The following is a 19282-nucleotide window of genomic DNA, read 5'->3' on the forward strand; positions in this document are numbered from 1 at the left end:
GCCATGAAGATACCCGACCTGAAGACGTCCTTCACCGCGGGCGAGCTCTCCCCGCTGCTCCACGCCCGCGTGGACCTGGCGCAGTACGCCAACGGGGCCGCCTACCTGAACAACTTCATCATCCTCCCGCAGGGCGGCCTCTCCAATCGACCGGGCACGGTGCCAATGGAGGGGAAGACCTACTCCAGCGTGCGGCTGGTCCCGTTCGTGTTCTCCGAGGAGGATTCCTGCGTGCTGGCGTTCGGGGACGGGTTCGTGGACCGGTACACGTACACGGGATATCGCGAGCGCATCCCGGATTCCCCTTACACGTCCTCGCACCTGGCGCGCCTGCGGTGGCTCCAGAGCGCCGACGTGCTGTACCTGTTCCACCCCGACGTCCCCATCCACATGCTCAGGCGCGAGATGGAGAACGGGCAGCGCGTCTGGAAGTTCGTGAAGGTGGAGCTGGACAAGGGGCCCTTCGAGGACGCCAACACCGATGAGGAGAAGAAGTTGTCGTTCATCCAGCGTCCTGATTTCCAATACTGGCTGAGCGCCAACTTCCCCCTGTTCCTGACCTACGACCTGCTGGAGGCGCTTCTGAAGATCGAGGTGAAGGTCAAAGCGTGGTCGAACACCCTGGAGCTGAAGCCTGGAGGGAAGGACCCTAGCGGGCTTTTGCTGTATGGGGCTCCCGTAGTTATCAGGAACGTCTTCGGGCCGTTCACGTACCGGACGACAGGGAAGTGGACGGGGACCGTCAAGGTCGAGCGATGCCTCCCCGACGGCTGGGTCGGCAAGGACGAGGCGGCCTGGGAGTGGGAGGACTTCAAGGAGTACTTCTCCGACGGAGGGGCTGAGGAGAACTTCGCCTTCTCCGGCGCCGTCGAGGAGTACGCGACGCACTTCCGGTTTACTTACTCAGGCCCCAAGAATCGCGTCGTCGTGGCGTTCGACTATGAGGGCGGGCTCATCGAGCGCGTGTTTCGCATCAAGGAGATTCAGAACCAACGGGAGGCCACGGTCGAGGACGTGGAGAAGAAGGGCGGGTACATCCCCGACACCGACGCCTGGTCCATCGGGGCGTTCGGGCCGCACTACGGCTACCCGTCCATGGGTATCTTCCACCAGGAACGGCTGGTCCTAGCGGGCACCCGGCACTCGCCCCAGACGATCTGGATGTCACAGCCGGCCTCCTGGCACGACTTCAGCACGTCAATTCCCGCGAAGGACACGGACACCATCACGGTTACGCTGGCCTCGAAGGAGGTCAACGAAATCCGGGGGCTGGCGTCGCGGGGCGACCTCCTGATCTTCACGGCAGGGGGCGAGTGGAGCGCCAAGGCCGGGGCGAAGACGGACGTGTTCACGCCCTCCTCAATCGTCATCACGCCGTCGGGGTATCGGGGGAGTAGTGATCTGGTCCCGCTCGACGTGGGGAACGCGACGCTCTTCGTGCAGCGCGACGGCCGGACCGTCCGCTCGCTGGGCTACAGCTTGGAGATGGACAACTACACCAGCTCCGACCTGTCCATCATGGCAGAACACCTGTTCCGGGACACCTCCGTCCGGCGCTGGGCGTACCAGCAGGCGCCATGGTCCATCGTCTGGGTCGTCATGGCTGACGGTCGGCTGCTGGCGCTGACGCTCAACCAGGAGCACCAGGTGGCGGGCTGGGGACGCCATGACCTCGGCGGACAGGTCGTGGACGTCTGCTCCATCCCCGGCGCAGGGGCCGGGCAGGACGACGTGTACTTCGCCGTCCGGCGCGGAGGCGGAGTGGTCGTCGAACGGCTGGGGCGGAGGAGCGACAGCTCGTCGGAAAGCCTGTGGAAGGACGCGGGGCAATACCCCGTGAGCTCCACCGTCGAGCTGCTGGAGTGGGAACAGCAGGTGGACGGGACGCTCCAGGGGCGGCACAAGGGGATGTCCGTGCTCACACTCCGTGTGTACACGTCGGGGAAGCTCCGCGCCGGAGTCAGGACCGAGAACAATCAGGCCCTGGACACGGCGCGCTTCCCCCCCGGTGCTGAGCTGGTCTACACCGGTGATTTGCGCATCGAGCTGCCGGGCGGTATGGGGCGGATGTGCCGGCTCAGGATAGAACACGACGAGCCGAGCCCCATAACCCTCCTGGGCGTGTTCCCGGAGGTGGACGTCCATGGTTGATACGGATGTTGTCAGAGCGGGGCCAGAGCACTGCCGCCTGCTGGCTGAGGCGCTGGACGAGCCTGCGGCGAACTTCCTGAGGGTTGGATGGGGCGTGGAGCCCCTGGATGGGCTCTTGAAGGCTTATTGGGCATCTACGTTGTGCTGGTCCGCGTTTCTGGACGGGAAGATCGTGGCCATGTTCGGGTGCGCGCCCGGCTTCATGCCGGGCGTGGGCGCCCCCTGGCTGGTGACGGCGCCGGAGATTGCGCGGGTCAAGCTGCGGTTCATCCGGCAGAGCCGCCCCTACGTCGGGGAGATGCTGGAGCGATACCCCGTCCTGTCCGCCTACGTCTATCGGGGGAACAAGCCGCTGATGGGCTGGATGCGGTGGATGGGGTTCGAGCTTTCGGACGTCAGTGAGATGTTTGCGAGAGGGGAGTTGAGGGCATGGGACTGCCGATGGCTTTGACCGTCGTCGGAGGGCTGTTCAGCGCGGCCAGCTCCGTCATGGCGGGGCAGGCGCAGGCACGGGCCTACGAGGCCGAGGCGAAGATGGCCGAGTACAACGCCAAGATGGCCGAGCGCCAGGGCGTTGAGGCCCTGAAGGCCGGCGCCCGCGAGGAGGAACGCTTCCGGCAGCAGGCCCGGCAGTTCCAGAGCTCGCAACGCACGGCGATAGCCGCCAGCGGCGCCCAGGTCTCCGGGTCGGCCCTCTCTGTGCTGGCGGACACCGCGCAGGGTATCGAGCAGGACGCCGACACGCTCCGGTTCAACACGCTCAAGGACAAGTGGGGCTTCGACGTCCAGCGGACGAATTTTACCAACCAGGCAAACGCCGCCCGGACGAGCGCGAAGAACGCGCGGACCGCCGGCTGGATTGGGGGCGTGACCTCGATTCTGGGGACGGGGGCACAGGCCGTCGCCGGCCTCCCCGTCGGGCGACGCACGGGGATGGGCTTCAGGCAAAAGCCGAACTGGTACGCGACGCACAGGCCCGGCAACGGCGGGTACTCATTCTGATGGACGCCCCCGCATGAAATGGAGGTCCCCGCAATGGAACGATACCGATCTCAAATAGGTGCCAGCCGTCTGCCGCAGGCGTATGGACAAAACTTCGTCGATGGCGCGGCGACGGGGGTGAACGTCGCCGGGGCGTGGGGCAGGCTGGGCGAAACGATACAGAAGGCCGGAGAGGTCATGAAGCGCCGGCAGGACGAGTGGGACGCCACCCGCGCCATGGAGGCCAACAACGAGCTCGTGAAGCGCATGACCTCGTACATGGAAGACCCGGACACGGGCGTCCTGAACACCCGGAAGCTGGGGCTGGCGCGCGGCCTGACCCAGCAGGCCGACGCCGACACGGACCGCTTCATCGCGGAGATCGAGGGGCAGCTGGACAACGACGCCCAGAAGCAGGCCTTCCGCGCCATGGCGGAGCGGTCCCGCGTCCCGTTCTGGAAGCAGGCCAGCCACTTCGAGGCGGCGCAGGTCAACGAGTATCGGGGCCAGGTGTTCAAGAACACCCTGGACGCCGGGATGCAGATGACCCTGCGCGACCCCATGGACGAGGGGGCGTTCGAGGCGGCCTCCGTCCAGGGCGCCACAGCCATCCGCGCGCAGTACGTCGGGGCCGACGAGAAGGTCGTGAAGGCCGCGGTGGACGAGTACGTGTCCGGCCTGGAGGCGGCTCGCATCTCCGCCGTTTCCGAGGGCAACCCCCTGCTGGGCGAGGCTCTGATCAAGAGCTCCCCGTACCTGACGCCGATGGACGCAAGGAAGCTCCGGGGAACGATAGCCCCCAAGGCGGAGATTTACCGGCGGCAGGAGGCCGTCGATGATCTGGTGCAGCGGTTCGGGCCGGGACAGGAGCAAGAGGGGCTGGCCTGGATCCGCGAGCACAAGGGCGGCGAGGAGGAGGAGCGCCTAGCCTCCGCCTACAGACAGCGCATCGGCGAGATGACCGTCCGGGAGGTCAACGCCGATGCGGAGCTCAGGAAGCAACAGGCGGCTAACTTCGACCAGCTCTACCGGGACTACTGGAGCCGGGGACGTAACGTCCCACAGGAGCAACTGGACGCCATGCTCCAGGGCAACGTCATCTCCTCGGCTCAGCATCGACAGGCTACGGCCTGGAACCAGACCGCCGTCACGCGGGCGGACGTGACGAAGAAGCTGTCGAAGTCACCGGACTGGTCGTCTCTCACCCCGCAACAGCAGGAGGAGCGCATCATGCGCGGCATGGGGGTCACCCAGGAGGACCGCGAGGCCGCGCTGGCGGCGATTCGGGCGGGTGTGCTGGACGGGACCATGACGGACGCAGAGCTGAAGGCGTACTACACCAGCGGGCGGATAACGGGGGCGGAGCTGGAGCGGTTTAAGGGTATGGACAACAGGCTGACTGGGGAGCAGAAGGAGTTCGTCGGCGTCCAGAAGAAGATGCTCGATGCGGATATCGCAAAGGTCGATATCCCCGGCGGCAATGGTGCGGGGTACAAGACGTTTGCGCAGGCGAAGTTCAACGAGTTGGTGTCGCAGCTTGACCCCAACGGCAAGACATACCGCATGGACGTGATGAACGCCCGGCGGGACGCGCTTTCCCTCACCGTTCAGGAGAGCGGGAAAAAGCAGACGCGCGTGACGTGGTTCGGCTTTGGAAGCGAGGAGCCCACGCCCTTCGGCGTGCGCGTCAACAAGGCCCTGGACGAGCTGAATCAAGAGGCCGAGAGCGTCACGGAGTACAGTCAGGACCTCACGACGGACGACATCCACCTGGAGAACAGACCCACTGCGGAGACTGAACGTGCCGCTCCACTTCCGCGTCCGGCTGGCAACACCGGCAACATCGGCTTGGATATGGTCGGCGGCAGCGGACGGATTACCGGGCGATTCTCCGACGCCAGGGCGTACAGGAAGGGCAAGCACAACGGCATCGACGTGGCTGTCCCGGAGGGTACGCCCATCGTTTCTCCGGACGCCGGTGTCCCCCTGACGGTCACCAGGGTTGTCACAGGCTCGCCGTCGAAGGGCGGCGGGAACACCGTTACCCTCAGCGGGACGCTGCCGGATGGACGGGCGGTCTCGCTCACTGCCTCTCACATGCAGAACGGGAGCATCGCCTTGAAGCCCGGCGACGTGGTGCAGCCGGGGGAGGTCATTGGGCGCGTCGGGAACACCGGCATGACCTCCGACCGGCAGAAGGGCGGAATCACAGCATGGTACCCGGGAAAAAAGAGCGGGTACCACCTGGACCTGAAGATCAAGGTCAATGGCGAGTACGTGGACCCGGAGGCGTTCAGCTTCGGGGCGGGCAAAAAACCTGCCGCGCCTAAACAGGCCGCGGCCCCCGTGCCTGCTCCGGCGCCATCCCCTGCCCCTGAGCCGCCGGCGTCGCGCCCTGGGCCAACGATAGAGAACGCCAGGAAACTTGAGGAGCAAACGGCAGCGCCGCAGCAAAAGCGGCGCCTGGAAGATATTTTTGGAGGCATGATGCACTGATGCTCGAACAGAAGAGCGCCCCCGCCGGGGCGGAGAAGAAATACACAAGCCCGTTCGTTTTTGACGATGTTCAGGGCCCCGCCAACTGGCGCGAGGGCATCAGCGCACCCGTGCCCACGAAGCACACGGACCTCCTCGCGCTCCAGTACCCGCACTACGCGACGAACATCAACGAGGCCCGCGGAGAGGGGTACACGGACGAGGAGATTCTGCAGTTTCTCGGCGGCAGGGAGGCCGAGGCGTTGCTGTACTACCCCATCGTGGAGGTCAACTCCTTCCTGGGGCGAACGGGGAAGACCATGCAGGAGGCCGCGCAGACGCGCTGGGACAGCCAGCGGGCCGCGTACGCAAAGATCACGGGCAAGAGCGAGGAGGACGTCGAGGAGCGCATGAGGGCGGGGCAGCTCATCGGCGTCCCCGCGTCCACGCTCCTGATCGACGACGCGCTGTATGAGAAGCTCACCCCGCACATCAAGAAGACGGAGGCTTGGACGGAAACGCTGGGCAATGGCGTGCGCCTCGAAAACGTGGAGCGGCAGATAAGCGATATCGGGTACAGGCTGATGACGTACCAGAACGTCCCCGACTGGGAGAAGCAGATCGAGGCGCTGGAGGCCCAACAGCAGGCGCTTCAGCCCGCGCTGATGACGGGCGGCCTGGTGCGCGCCGGACAGGGCGCGATCAAGACGCTCGTCCAGATGGGGAACACCAGCCTCCGCGCGCTTCCCTATGCGGGCGCCGGCGCGGCGGTCGGAGGGCTCACCGGTCAGGCCCTTGGAGGAACGGTACTGACCCCGACAGGTCTTGCGACAGGTATGGGCGGCGCGATGACCGGGTTCGCAACGGGAATGGCGTTTGGCTCGACGCTTGAGATGTTCAAGATGGAGGCGGGGAGCGCCTACCTTGATCTGATTCGGACGAAGGACAAGGACGGGCACGGGATGGACCCGACCCTCGCTCGCGGTGCAGCCCTCGGTATCGGCCTAATCAACGCGGCGCTGGAGAACCTTCAGTTGAAAACCGTCATTGAGAACATCCCAGGCGGCAGGGCGGCCCTGGAGGCCCTAAAGGGCGGCGGGGCAAAGCGCCTCATGAACGTTCCGACGATTCGCGGGGCGCTCCTCAAGCTGGGGGAAGAGAAGCTTGAGGACATCACCGAGGAGAGCTTTCAGGAGATGGCGCAGGAGATCGTTCCCATCGTCGCCGGCGAGCTGGCCAAGGCCATATCCGGACGCGAGTTTGAGCACGTCAGCGTCGAGGATGCGGTCAATCAGGTGCTTGCGGTCGGGAAGGAAACGGCCCAGAGCATGGCGCTAATGTTCGCGCCCGGCGCCGTGGTGCAGGGTATTGGGATGGTGCGCGACGTGCGGCAGGCGAGGAGCGACATCGCCGCTGCCGCAGCAGGGACGACGCCGGAAGCTTCCGTCAAGGCGGCCGACGGCGAGGCCGCCGTGCAGGGGCAGCCAGCGGACGGACTGAGCAAGAACGCCGAACCCGAAGCAGAGGGGGGTGAGACGAGCGTCTACCTCCCCGTCGCGGCGCTGGAGCAGTACGCCCAGACGCACCCCGGAGAGCTCGAGGACCTGGGTGTGGACCTGACCCCGCTTGAGGGGATGGACGAGGTGCGCCTGACCGAGGCGCAGTTTGCGAGCCTGTCCGAGGAGCTACCGGAGCTGGCTGAAGCGGTCAGGAACGATGTGCGGCGCGGCGCTAAGGGCACGACGGCGCGGGAGGCTGGGGAGATCGTTCTGCGGAGAACCAGCAAGCCCGCAGCGCGCACGGCAGAGGCGAAGGCTGTTGCCGAGGAGCTGGAGCAGCAGATGCTGGCTGTCGGCAAAGACCGCGAGGAAGCGCGGGCGTTCGCCCAGGTCGGCGCGTCCGTTGCCGAAGCGTTGGCGCGGCGCGCCAACATCTCTGTATCCGACGCCATGAGGCTGACGCTCCGGCGCGGCGAGGACGCCCGCCAGGGCGCGGGCTTCGCGCAACCCGCTAACGCCGGCGTGGACCTTGGGCAAAAAGTGCCCGTGCTGGACCTGAGCGGGGCGGAGGGCACAAGCACCACCAAGGAGCTGCTGACGCGGCTCAAGGACTTGGCGCTCAAGGATGAGACGTGGATTAGCCGGGATGCGGAGGTCTTTGCTACTCTGCCCAGGGGGAAGAAGCTGAAGCACGTCGCCTATTCCAGCAGGAAGGGCGATTTGCGACAGCGCAGCAATATCGCAAGCGGTCTGGATGAGCTTGTGCAGAACGCCGTCCTCATTGAGAGCGTGCCGAACAACGACCCGAAGAAGACGAACGTGCTGAACTTCCACAGGCTCTACGTCCCCGTCCGGACGGACGCGGGCGTTCAGGCCGTGAGGATTGTCGCGGAGGAGCTCAAGGACAGTGACCGGCTGAGGCCGACGGATGTGGAGCTTTACGACGTCGTTCTGGAAGGGCAAAAGGAGTCCCCGGCGGTTAACCACGGCCTCCTCGCGGAGGAAGTGGTGCCCAGTCCGGGGGCTCCTTCTGAGATCACTATAGCTGATATGCTGCGTGGCGTCAAGGACGCGGAGGGGAAGCCGTACGTCGGGGAGAAGTATCAGCAGACCGCCTACAACGGAAGCCCGGTCCTCTATGACAAGTTCGACATGAGCAAAGTGGGGAGTGGGAACGGGACGGCAAGCTACGGGTGGGGCGCGTACCTCTCCTCAGCCCGCGAAGTGGCGAAGATGTACGCCTTGCTTGCCGGCGGCGACGCGGAGAGCGTGCAGGTTGCGAAGTTCGATATCCCTGAGGACGACGTACTGCTGGCCCGCGACAAAAGGTTCTCTGAACAACCGCAGAAGGTCAAAGACGCCCTGCAGCCCTACGCGGACGAGTACAAGCAAAGCGATGGCGAGCGCGGCATCAAGATATACGACGTATTCAGCGGCGCACAGATTCAGGAGAAGATCGCCGACGCCCTCAACGAGGGAAGGATAAGCGTTCCCGGGGGGCTGAGTGGCCCCGTCGACGAGACCTCCCGCGAGGTGTCGATGTTCCTGAACAGCCTGGGCATCCCCGGCCTGCGCTACCCCGACGACGGCGGCAATGGCTACGACTTCGTTATCTGGGACGAGAACGTGATGCACATGCTGGAACGGGAGGGTGACGGCAGAACGGAGACGTTTACTCCCACTCCGCAGCCCTCAGCGCGCCAGAGCGAGGAATATGACCCCGGCGACCCGAAGACGTGGCCGGAGGGGCCTGCGCGGGACGAGGCGCTGGCACTCGAGGCGTGGCAGCACCTGGAGGACGACGACGAGGTTGAGACCTGGCCGGAGAGCCCGGAGAAAGCGGAAGCGCTGGCCCTTGAAAAAGAGTACGACAAGATCGCAGCATGGATTGAGAACCTGTCCTCTGAGGAGTTTGCGCGGCGTCTGCAAAACGACGACCTGGAGTTCACCCAAAAGAACGAGCGAGGGGTGGAGCTGGAGAAGCGATTTCATGCTCTGAGGAGGAGCCTGGAGAAGAAAAAACCCAAGAACATCGAGAAGCGTTTGTCTCAGCTTATCGGGGCTGAGTTTGACGCTGCCCAGGAAGAGGCGCTGGCGGCGGATGAGGCAGAAGACGCGAGAATAGATGCGGAGCTGGAGGCGGAGGAGTACTACCAGATCATCGGCAGGCGTGGGGCGGAAGCTCTGGACGTAGCCGAGGAAGGCACGACCCGCCTCGACAACCTGAACGTCGCCCGCGAGATGGAGCAGGCCGGGAAGGACGTCAAAACAATTCGGTTGGCTACGGGCTGGGAGCGTGGGGCAGACGGGAAGTGGCGGCACGAGATTCCGGATGGAGATCTGAATTTATTCCGCATCTTCGACACCCCAGAGAAAAGACGGTACCATTTGCTCCTGCTCAAAAAACAGAACAAAACCCTGAGTAGGGCAGAGAATCGGGATTTGGAGGCAACCAATAAGGCGTGGACAGAGGGGAACCGTACTGGGCAAAAATTCCGCCTTGGAGATGTTTATAACGCGCCTGAATTATTCGCAGCATATCCCGATCTGGCGGATATCCAGGTTCGGCTGTATGCGGACAACGTGGGGTTCGGAGAATACTCGCACAAACATAACAGGATCATCATTAGCCTAAACAATGTATACCACCCCGACGCTACGGAGGGTTTGCAATTCAAGGATACCCTTGCGCACGAAATTCAGCATGCAATTCAAGAACGCGAGGGGTTTCAACGGGGAAGCAATCCTCTGAAGGCGGGCGGACACGAGCAATATGAGCGCGTTGCCGGAGAGGTGGAGGCACGCAACGCAGGGCGGCGCGTGTACATGAATGATAAGGAGCGCAGGGAGCGCTTGTTGGCTGAAACGGAGGACGTGGCACGGGAAGATCAGATCATCCTGGAAGAGATGATGGAGACGGCGATGGCGTACTCCACGCCGCAGGCCGACACCGCCGAGAACATCCGGCGCGCCCCCCTCACCTTCAAGCTGACGGGCAAGCCCGTATCCAGGGAATACATGGCAGCGCTGGAGAAGCTGGAGGCCGGTAAGCCCGTCACCGCGGAGGAGTACGACGCCATCCCTGAGATTCAGGACGCGAGAGGCAGGACGGCTACTGGCTCAACGCTGGATGCCCCGAATCGCGAGGCCATCCGAAAGCAGGTCTATGACAAGCTCATGAGCTACGGGTCCGCCGTGACGGAGATCGTTGACGGAAGAGAGCAGACTGTCTATAATGGGGAAGTCAAGAAGGACCGCAGGGCCGATATCATCATCGGGCTGCCCGCCAGCGGCAAATCTTCTGCCCTTGTAGACCCCATCTCCAGCAAGCATAAGTCCATGCTTATCGACAGCGACGAGGCGAAAAAACTCATCCCTGAGTTTGACGACGGCTTCGGCGCGGGGTATGTGCATGAGGAGAGTAAGGAAATAGTTTCGCTTGTGCTTTCTAACGCCGTAGACAAAGGGGAAAACGTCGTTATCCCAATCGTGGGCAGCGGCTACGCAAAATTGAAAAATGAGTACGTGGATTATTTCCGCCAGAAAGGCTACAAGGTCTACGTCCACATGGCGGACATCAACCCCAACGTGGCAGCGGGGCGTAACCTGCGGCGCTTCGCGGAGACTGGCCGATTCGTGGACCTCACGGCAACGTCCTTCAAGTACGGGAACAAGCCGCGCGAGGTCTTCGAGAGAGTTAAGAAGGAGGGTATAGCGGATGGCTACAGCAGAATCGACACCACAGTATTCCCCGGAAGGCAAGTCGAAGGAACGGAAGATATATCCCATGACCGAGGAGATTTACGAGAAGGGCGAGGAAGCGTACTGGGCGAGGATTCAGGAAATCAGGGCGGAGAAAGCAGCCAAACGGGCGCAGCAGGCGGCCGATGGGCAGCAGCAGGGCTAGGCGCTGAAAGAGCGGGGGGCACTTCCCGAGAGGGGACGGCCCCCCGTACTGTATCCGCGCGCGCCTTGGGCACGCCTTTGGGCTCCACGCAGTTCACGGATGCGGAGACGATCGTCACCATCCTGAGGGACGGGAACCGCTCGACCTTCCTGCACGAGCTGGGGCACGTGTTTCTGAACAGCCGCAAGAAACTCGCCCTGATGGAGGGAGTCGACGATACCGTCCGGCAGGACTGGGCGACGTTGGTGGAGTGGATGGAAGTCGCCGATATCGATTTCTCCAAGCCGCTGTCCGAGGCGGACGAGAAGCGCTGGAGAAACGCGCACGAGAAGTTCGCTGCGGGGTTCGAGAAGTACCTGATGGAGGGCAGGGCCCCGAGCCTCGACCTGGCGCGCGCCTTCCGGGCCTTCCGCAAGTGGCTGACGGACATCTACAGGGCCGTCCGAAACGTCTTCTACGTGGACGCCGACGGCAACCGCGTGGAGTTCGAGATCAACGACGAGATACGCGGCGTCATGGACCGGATGCTGGCCAGCGAGGAGGAGATCGAGGAGAGCCGCGCCGTCCGGGAGGCGGAGAGGCTGGCGCACATCCTGACCGAGCAGGGCATCCCGGACGACGTTGCGGAACGCTACAAGGACGTTGTGGCTGCAGGAGCGGACGCCGCCAGGGCAAAGCTGTACAAAAAACTGACGGCGGAGCTGAAGGCCGAGAAACAAGCGGAGCTGAAGGAGGCGCGCAAGGCGGCGCACAAGCAGGCCGGGGCCGAGGTGTGGGACCTGCCGGAGTACCGGGCGCTGGAAGCCCTGCTGACGCCGCGCGACAAGGGCGGGCTGAGGCTATCCATGCCCGAGCTCATTGCCCTCTACGGAGACGCCGGGGCCGAGGCCCTGGCGCGGGAACTGCCGGTCGGCGTGACTGCCAACGACGGCCTGTCCCCTGCCGAGGCTGCGGAGTTATTGGGATACGGCACTCCCGAGGCGCTGTTGGAGGACTTGAAGCGGTCAAAAAATCTGCCCCCGCAGAAGGCCGTGGCGGACAGAGTGAAGGTGGCGACGGCGCAGCTGGAGAGCCTGATCCACGACCCGGAGGCCCTGCGGGCCGAGGCGGAGCGCATCATGCACGGGCGAGAGCGCCTGGAGTGGCTGGCACTGGAGACCGAGATGCTGGACGAGGCGGCACGCAGGCTGGGGAGGAAGATCGGGGAGGACGCGCGCAGAGAGGGGAGGGAGCGCGAGAGGCAGCGGGATAGGGACCAAAACAGAAGGGCCGAGGAGGACCTGCGGGGCGTGTTCGGCCCGGAGAACCTGGCCGCTATGGCGAAAGCCGCCGAGACGGAGGCGAAACGGATCATCGCGGGCAAACGGATGCGGGACATCTCCGTGTCTCATTACATGGCCGCCGAAAAACGGGCTTCGGCGAAGGCGCTGCAGGCCGCGGCCTCCGCCCGCTTCGAGGAGGCGCGGCAGTGGAAGCGGACGGAGCTGATCAACCACGCACTGGCGATCGAGGCCATGAACGTCCGGGATGAGTACGAGAAGGGCCGGAAGCTGCTGGAGCGGTACTGGCCCAACCGGAGGCGGCTGCGGGGCGTCATGGGCAACGAGGCGTTCAACCAGATCATCGGGCTGCTGGAGCGCCTGGGCGTGAACCCGGAGGACCCGGGGGCGAAGGGCCGACCGCGGTTGGATGAGTATCTGAACGACCTGACGAAGAAGAGGGAGACGATGCCGCCCGTGGCGCGGTGGCTGCGGGACCTGGACATCCGGGACGCGCGGGCGAGCCTCGCCAACCTGACCCCGGAGCAGTTCGAGGACGTGACGAAGGCCGCGACGGCCCTGGACCGGATCGGGCGGCTGGAGAACAAGCTGCTGACCGCGCAGAGAAACGAGACGTTTGCGGAGACCGTGGAACGCCTGAGAGCCGCGACGGAGAAGCACCACGGCCTGCCGGGGGCTCAGAGCCGCGCGACGGATCAGAAGGGCGTGGGGCTGTTCGCCGGAACGCTGGCATCGCTGGACCGCGCGGAGACCCTGCTGAGACAGGCCGACGGCCTGGAGGAACAGGGCCCTTTCTGGGAGACGATCTACCTTCCCGCGCAGCGGGCCTACGAGGCGGAGCTGGTCAAGGGGAAGGCGGCGAAGGAGGCCATCAAGGCCCTGCTCGACAAGCATTTCGAGGACAAGAAGGCGTTCACCCGCTTCCTGAACGAGAAGCTGGACACCGGGATGATCGACCCCGGAACGGAGAAAAAGCTCTATTGGACCGGGGAAAACCTGCTTTGCGCCATGCTGAACTGGGGGAATCAGCACAACCGGGAACGCCTGGTGTACGGCAACGGACTGAGGGAGAACGCCGTGGGATCCACGGAACGCCCCGCGGACGACGTGCAGTACTATGCCGAGTACGAGGCGGGCAAGGCGGTGGCCGAGGCCATCTTCAACCGGCTTTCGAATGACGCGATGTGGGATTTTTGTCAGGACGTTTGGGACTACCTCGACACGTTCTGGCCGGAGATTCAGGCTCTTGAGGAGCGACTGAACGGCGCCGCCCCAGAGAAGGTGGAGGCGACGCCCATCCGGACCGCTTCGGGGAAAGTCCTGCGGGGCGGGTATTATCCCGTCCGATTCGACGCCAACGCGGACTGGACGGCGTTTGTTCACAATGAGCAGGAGAGCGTGAAAGCGCTCTATGAGGACCAGACGCACCGGCCGGGGACCCGCAAGGGGCACACCAAGGAGCGCGTGGAGCGCGTCGCCCCGAGACAGTTGCTGCTGTCCCTGGACGTGATCGCCGAGCACACGGCGAACGTCGTCCACGACCTGACGCACCGTGAGGCGGTGCGGGACCTCTACAAACTGATCCATGACGACGCCGTGAGAGGACTGCTGACCCACGCGGTGGGACGGGCGGGATTCGAGCAGTTCAGCCCGTGGATCCAAAGTCTGGCGGCGCCGTCGACCCCGACGGACAAGGCCGATCGCGTGTTCAGCAAGGCGATGGGGAACGCCGCGGCGGTACAGCTTGGGCTGAATATGGTTTCCTCCGTGGGGCAGACCGTGAGCCTGGTACCCGCGGCCTGGAAGCTGGGGGTTCGGCGTGTCGTTCCTGCCGTTTTGAACACCCTGACACTGAGGGGGTTCTGGGATTCAAAGTACCGGGACTTCGCCTTTGCGCTCTCCCCAGAGCTGGCGGATCGTATCAACGGGACGGATCGGAATATCCGCGCGGCCCTGGATCTGGAGCGGAGCGGGGCGAGGAAGCGTGCTCTGAGCGGGGCAAAGGCGGCTCTGTATGTGGCGCTGGGGTGGGCGGACATGGCGGTGTCCCTGCCCGTATGGCACGCGGCCTACGAGAAGGGCATGGCCCGATGGAACGACCAGCGAAAGGCCGTGGACTACGCCAATTACGTCGTGCGGACCACGAACAACGCGGGGGCCGCCAAGGACCTGGCGCAGGTGCAGCGCGGCGGGCCGACGCGGCGACTGTTTACGATGTACTACAGCGCGTTCGGGTCCCTGTATCAGATGTTCCACGAACAGATGACCCGGGCCGGGCGCGAGGGCATCCCCGGGAAAATAAAACTGGCGGCGTTCTGCTTCATGATGTTCACGGTGCAGTCCGCGCTGGAGGACCTGGTGAAGGGGCGCGCACCCCTGGGCGGGGATGATGACGACGACAAGTCCGTCGGGAAGTGGCTGATACAGGGGACGCTGCTGTCGGCAAGCTCCATGTTCCCGATAGTACGGGATATTGCCTCGGGGACCACGTTGCTGGGGGGTACCGGAAAGTTCCGCCCCAGTCCCGCTCTGGAGGCCGGCAGTGCTTTCATCAAGGCCGTCGACAGCGGCGCCAAAGTCGTGACGGACGCCTGGAACGGAGAGGACGTCGAAGCCGAGCGGGTGGTGAAGAACATGGTGGAGGCGGGGGGATATGCCTTCGGATTGCCGAGCGTGCAGCTCCTGAGGTGGTACAAGACCTTCGTCCGCTGGGCAAACGGCGAGCCGGACTGGAGCCCCTGGGAGCTGATCTGGCATAAACGAGGACGATGAGGCCGCCGCGCTGAACATGGTGGGCATACGGAGGCGGCCGCAGTAGGCCGCCTCAATCGACGAAAGGAGGCAAGCGATGCCAACGTATCGTAACGACACGGAAACGAGAATCACGTTTCCGGACAAGCACTATATCTCGTGGCAGCCGGGAGAGCAAAAGGCTCTCCCGTTTTTTGTGCCACACGAGATGCTGGGGCTGACGCTGGTGAGCCCGGAGCCGCATGTCCTCCGAGACCCGGCGCGCGGGTTCGGGTACACGGAGTTCGTCGTCAAATCCGGCGCACCGGAGGTGTACAAACTGCCCTATTCGGAGACGGTGGAAATCTCCGTCTTCGTCCCGAAAGGGCTGGTGCGGATGTATGTCGGGGACCGGGCGGAGCCCATCGCCGTCGATCCGCAGAATAACCATGCGTCGCGCTACCCGTGGGACATGTCCGCCTACCTCACCTTCGAGGCGGACAAGGATACGGAAGTCTATGTGAAGGTCGAGCCCTTCACGGAGAAAGGAGAATAGCACATGCCATTTTTGCCGAGAGACGTTGGGGGCGGGAGCGGAGAGGGTATCGAAGAGGCCCCGCTGGACGGGAAGCTCTATGGACGGAGGATGGCGCGCTGGGACGAGGTCCCCAAACTCCTGACCCTGATCTACTACCGAGGCCCGTTCGCTACGCCCGACGAACTGAAGGCCGCGCACCCGACCGACGTGGCCGGCGCGTACGCTATCGTGTTATCGACAAGTTCGATCTGGATCTGGAACCACGACAAGTGGGAGGACACCGGCGCGACGCAGACGCAGGCGGGCATCCTCGACGCCCCAAAGGACGGCAAGACCTACGGGCGCAAGGATGGGGATTGGGTGGAAGCCGGCGGGGGGACCGTGAACGAGGGACAGGTCACCAACATCATCAAGAACACGCCGCACAACGACCTCAAGGCCATCCAGGGCGGCAAGATCGAGGGCGGCAAGGTGACGGAGGCGTACCACCTCACCAAGGATCAGTGGGAGGGGCTGCCGGTCCGCCCATCGATCATTTCCCCCGCCAACGGCGAGACCAACATCAACCAAGTCCCGCAGATCGTCGGGACCCCCTACGCGCATCCGTACGACGTGGGGATGTACCAAAAGCACATCCAGATCGCGACAACGAACGACTTTGCAGCGCCCGTCTACGAGAAGGAGGAGTTCAGCGGCACGCCGGTGTTCCAAGTGCCCCTGAAGCCGGGCGGCTCCCCATATCTGACGCAGGACACGGTGTACTACGCCAGGATTCGGTATCAGGATCGCAAGGGCAGATGGTCGCACTGGAGCGCCCCGTGCATGTTCCGGACGATGGTGCAGTTCCCGGCGGGGATCCTGGCCACGCCGATCATGACGGTCCCCTCGGATGGGTCCGAGGCCTCCGCCGTAAACCCCGTGCTCGGAATGTCGTCCCCGAAGGTTCTGGCGGGGACGGGGAACTTCGACAAGGGGGACTGGCAGATCAGCACGGACAGCACGTTCGCGACGACCATCTACAACGCGCAGGGGACTGACGACCTGACCTTCCACACAGCGACAGGGCTGAACCTGGCGACGGCGCTTGGAGTGGACTTCTTCGCACGGGGGCGCCAGCGGGCGACGGACGGGACCTATACCCCTTGGGCCGTCCCCGTGCGGTTCGGCCTGCGGCCGGAGTATTCCGACCCGATCTTCGGGCTGAGGCGGATATTCTCCAAAAAATACAACCGCCCCTTCGTGTACAACATCGACCCGGAGGGGAACATCGTCTACATCACCCAACGGTATTGGGACACCCACGCCCTCTACGCGTTTGCCAAGCAGAACGTCGCCATCTCGCAGGAGAAACCGGACCTCAAGAGTGAGATGGCTTTCATCCCCCCATGCTGGGAAAAGTGCCACGTCTACAACAACGACGACGGAGACATGGTTGTGGACCTCTGGTTCAGCGCCTCGCGGCAGACCGGGGACGGCTGGTTCCTGGACCCCGCCTTCGCGCGAAGCCCGAATGGGTTTCTGCATGGGACGTGCCTGCCACACGAGGAGTACATCGACAACAATGGGAACAAAGTCTATATCTCTACGCCGGGAGTTCAGGCGGGCGGGGTGTATCGTGAATTTATACGTTCCATGAAAAACATCGACTCCAAGTGGCATTACTGGACCATCTATGAGCGTCGTCTCCTCCTGGACCTGCTGGCGGCAGAAAAAGCCAGCTTGAAAACGAAAGGAGTTTTTGGAGGCGGTCAGGAGAACACCATAGCGGGCTCCATGCACTGGCGTGGTTTTTTCGGGTTCTTCAATGTGAAATGGCACGGGGACGAGCATGGTATGGTCGTGGACGGGCTGGAGTGGAGCGCCACGTCGACGGAGTTCACGGAGATCCGACTTTGGACTCCGCAGATGAACAACATGATAACCATTCCATCGACGCTCCCCGCCCAATCCCACGATGCTCACGGGAACGCTTACCCGGTCGATATCGAGCGAGGATACAGCCCATACTTGGGGATCGACTTGGCGCTCTTGGGGATAGTGAAGGAAGTCAGGCCCTATATCAGTGGGGACACAACAACTCCCTACGGGATGAACCCAAACATATTGGCCTCCGCGTCGGCCTATGATGAGAGGTATTGCATCCGCCCCGATGACATGGGGCTGTTCGGGCTTTGCCCCAGTTATGGCAAGGGCGGATATACCGTCTGCCGCATCTCCAAATGGCTGGATTGAGGAGAAATAAGCACACGGGCGGCCAGGTAATGGCCGCTCGATTCTTTTAAGGAGGATGATCAAGATGTGGCAGAAGATAAAGACGTGGGTACTGGAGCAGGTCGTTTGGGCGGAGAAGAACCTGAAGGGGAAGACCGGCGCGGAGAAGCGCGCGGCCGTCGTCGCGAAGGTGGACGAGATGCTGGTCCTTCCCTGGTGGGCGGAGTGGGCCGACGGCCCCGTGATCGGCTGGATGGTGGACAAAATCTGCGAGCGTCTGAACTGGCTGACGGACTGGAAATTTGATGATGTTGACCTGACGCCGGAACTCACGGAGAAGCTGACGACGGTCATGGACGCGCCCCTCGTCGAGGTAAAGGCTGCTGCCGGGGGCGAACAAAAGTCCCTGGACGAGCGCCTGGCGGAGCTGAGCGAGCGGTACGGGCTCGAGCGGGAGAAGCCGGCGCCGACCCCCAAGGATGACTTCAAGATGGCTATCGCCTTCTCGCTCAAGTGGGAGGGCGGCAGGAACTTCGACGACGTGGGGGGCGTCCCTGTCCTGAAACCCTACGCCAAACACGACAAGGGCGGCCCGACGGCGTTCGGCATCACCATCCCCACCCTGAAGTGCGCCCATGCCTCGGGCGTGGTGAAGCACGCCGATATCTGCAAGCTGACGCCGGACGAGGCGAAGGCGATCTACCGCAAGAACTTCTGGGACCGCTACGGCTGGGGGGAGCTGCGCTGGCCGGTGTCGCTCTGCTGCCTGGATGTCTCCATCAACCACGGGGGCTTCGCCTGGATTCTCCAGCGGGCGTGCAAAGCTCTGGGCGTGGACCTGGCGATCGACGGGAAGTTCGGGCCCCGCACCTTCGCGGCGCTGAAGAGCCTGGAGCCGAAGACGCTGGCGGCGGAGATCGTGGCGCAGCGCAAGGTGTACTACGAGAAGATCGTCGCCGGGGATCCCAGGCAGAAAGTACATCTGGAGGGGTGGATGAACCGTCTGAACGACATGACCCGTACCGCGGGGGTGGAGTGATGGACGAAAATAAAGTATGGGAGTTGGCTCAGAGCGTGGAACGGACCGCGGTAAACCAGAAGCACATCCTTAAGCTATTGGACCGATTGCAGACCCGCGTGGAGACGATTGAGAAGCACGATGGGCTCCAGGAGGAGCGCATGGCGCAGATGCAGGAGGCCATCGCCACACTGACCGAGTCCGTCCAGAGGGTGGACGACGCCTCGCACCGCCTGAGGTCCATCGCGCTGGGGTTCCTGGTCCTGCTGGGGCTCCTGGCCGTCCTCACCGGCGTGCTGGGGTGGGATATCCTGCCGAAGTTCCTGAAGACTGGGATTGCGACGCTGATGTAAAACGGGGCCCTTCGGGGCCCCGCTATTTTTGTTTTTGCTTCAAGGGCGCTTCAAAAAGAATAAAAAAAGTTCAGGGGAAAATCTCCTGAACCCTTGGCATTCTTGGAGCGGAAGACGGGATTTGAACCCGCGACCCCAA

The 19282-nt window shown here is 63.7% G+C and carries 9 protein-coding genes; all 9 read left to right on the top strand.

All coding sequences use genetic code 11. The annotated features are described in order from the left end of the window. The first annotated feature begins 3 nt into the window (after positions 1-3). The 9 genes from Q0629_RS01135 (at position 4) to Q0629_RS01175 (ending at position 19143) form a co-directional block, all read left to right on the top strand. Entirely contained in the window at positions 4-2151 is a 2148-nt protein-coding gene (locus Q0629_RS01135) for a hypothetical protein (RefSeq protein ID WP_298777854.1), read from the top strand. After that, the gene (locus tag Q0629_RS01140; protein WP_298777856.1) at positions 2144-2602 is read left to right on the top strand and encodes a hypothetical protein; all 459 of its coding nucleotides are present in this window, start codon (positions 2144-2146) and stop codon (positions 2600-2602) included. The genes Q0629_RS01135 and Q0629_RS01140 overlap by 8 nt, the downstream gene beginning before the upstream one ends. Continuing rightward, positions 2581-3153, top strand: a complete 573-nt coding sequence (locus tag Q0629_RS01145; protein WP_298777858.1) for a hypothetical protein — start codon at positions 2581-2583, stop codon at positions 3151-3153. The genes Q0629_RS01140 and Q0629_RS01145 overlap by 22 nt, the downstream gene beginning before the upstream one ends. A gap of 33 nt (positions 3154-3186) precedes the next feature. After that, on the top strand, positions 3187-5628 hold the full coding sequence (locus Q0629_RS01150; RefSeq protein ID WP_298777860.1) for a M23 family metallopeptidase: 2442 nt from the start codon (positions 3187-3189) through the stop codon (positions 5626-5628). After that, positions 5628-15065, top strand: coding sequence for an LPD23 domain-containing protein (locus Q0629_RS01155; RefSeq protein WP_298777861.1), 9438 nt, complete (start codon positions 5628-5630; stop codon positions 15063-15065). The genes Q0629_RS01150 and Q0629_RS01155 overlap by 1 nt, the downstream gene beginning before the upstream one ends. Before the next feature lie 76 nt (positions 15066-15141). Beyond that, positions 15142-15579: a hypothetical protein gene (locus tag Q0629_RS01160; protein WP_298777864.1), complete on the top strand. Its 438-nt coding sequence runs from the start codon at positions 15142-15144 to the stop codon at positions 15577-15579. Positions 15580-15582: 3 nt separating this feature from the next. Next, entirely contained in the window at positions 15583-17793 is a 2211-nt protein-coding gene (locus tag Q0629_RS01165; protein ID WP_298777867.1) for a hypothetical protein, read from the top strand. Between the two features lie 64 nt (positions 17794-17857). Next, positions 17858-18811 carry a glycosyl hydrolase 108 family protein gene (locus Q0629_RS01170; protein WP_298777870.1) on the top strand — a complete coding sequence of 318 codons (954 nt, stop codon included), beginning with the start codon at positions 17858-17860 and terminating at the stop codon, positions 18809-18811. Further along, entirely contained in the window at positions 18811-19143 is a 333-nt protein-coding gene (locus tag Q0629_RS01175) for a hypothetical protein (protein WP_298777871.1), read from the top strand. The genes Q0629_RS01170 and Q0629_RS01175 overlap by 1 nt, the downstream gene beginning before the upstream one ends. The last annotated feature ends 139 nt before the right edge of the window (positions 19144-19282 follow it).

The sequence above is a fragment of the uncultured Fretibacterium sp. genome, assembly GCF_938030725.1.
Lineage (GTDB): Bacteria > Synergistota > Synergistia > Synergistales > Aminobacteriaceae > Fretibacterium.

What these genes read in the sequence shown, in the direction of transcription:
- Q0629_RS01135 (WP_298777854.1), top strand. Translation starts at nt 4, where the DNA reads ATGAAGATACCCGACCTGAAGACGTCCTTCACCGCGGGCGAGCTCTCC.
- Q0629_RS01140 (WP_298777856.1), top strand. Translation starts at nt 2,144, where the DNA reads ATGGTTGATACGGATGTTGTCAGAGCGGGGCCAGAGCACTGCCGCCTG.
- Q0629_RS01145 (WP_298777858.1), top strand. Translation starts at nt 2,581, where the DNA reads ATGGGACTGCCGATGGCTTTGACCGTCGTCGGAGGGCTGTTCAGCGCG.
- Q0629_RS01150 (WP_298777860.1), top strand. Translation starts at nt 3,187, where the DNA reads ATGGAACGATACCGATCTCAAATAGGTGCCAGCCGTCTGCCGCAGGCG.
- Q0629_RS01155 (WP_298777861.1), top strand. Translation starts at nt 5,628, where the DNA reads ATGCTCGAACAGAAGAGCGCCCCCGCCGGGGCGGAGAAGAAATACACA.
- Q0629_RS01160 (WP_298777864.1), top strand. Translation starts at nt 15,142, where the DNA reads ATGCCAACGTATCGTAACGACACGGAAACGAGAATCACGTTTCCGGAC.
- Q0629_RS01165 (WP_298777867.1), top strand. Translation starts at nt 15,583, where the DNA reads ATGCCATTTTTGCCGAGAGACGTTGGGGGCGGGAGCGGAGAGGGTATC.
- Q0629_RS01170 (WP_298777870.1), top strand. Translation starts at nt 17,858, where the DNA reads ATGTGGCAGAAGATAAAGACGTGGGTACTGGAGCAGGTCGTTTGGGCG.
- Q0629_RS01175 (WP_298777871.1), top strand. Translation starts at nt 18,811, where the DNA reads ATGGACGAAAATAAAGTATGGGAGTTGGCTCAGAGCGTGGAACGGACC.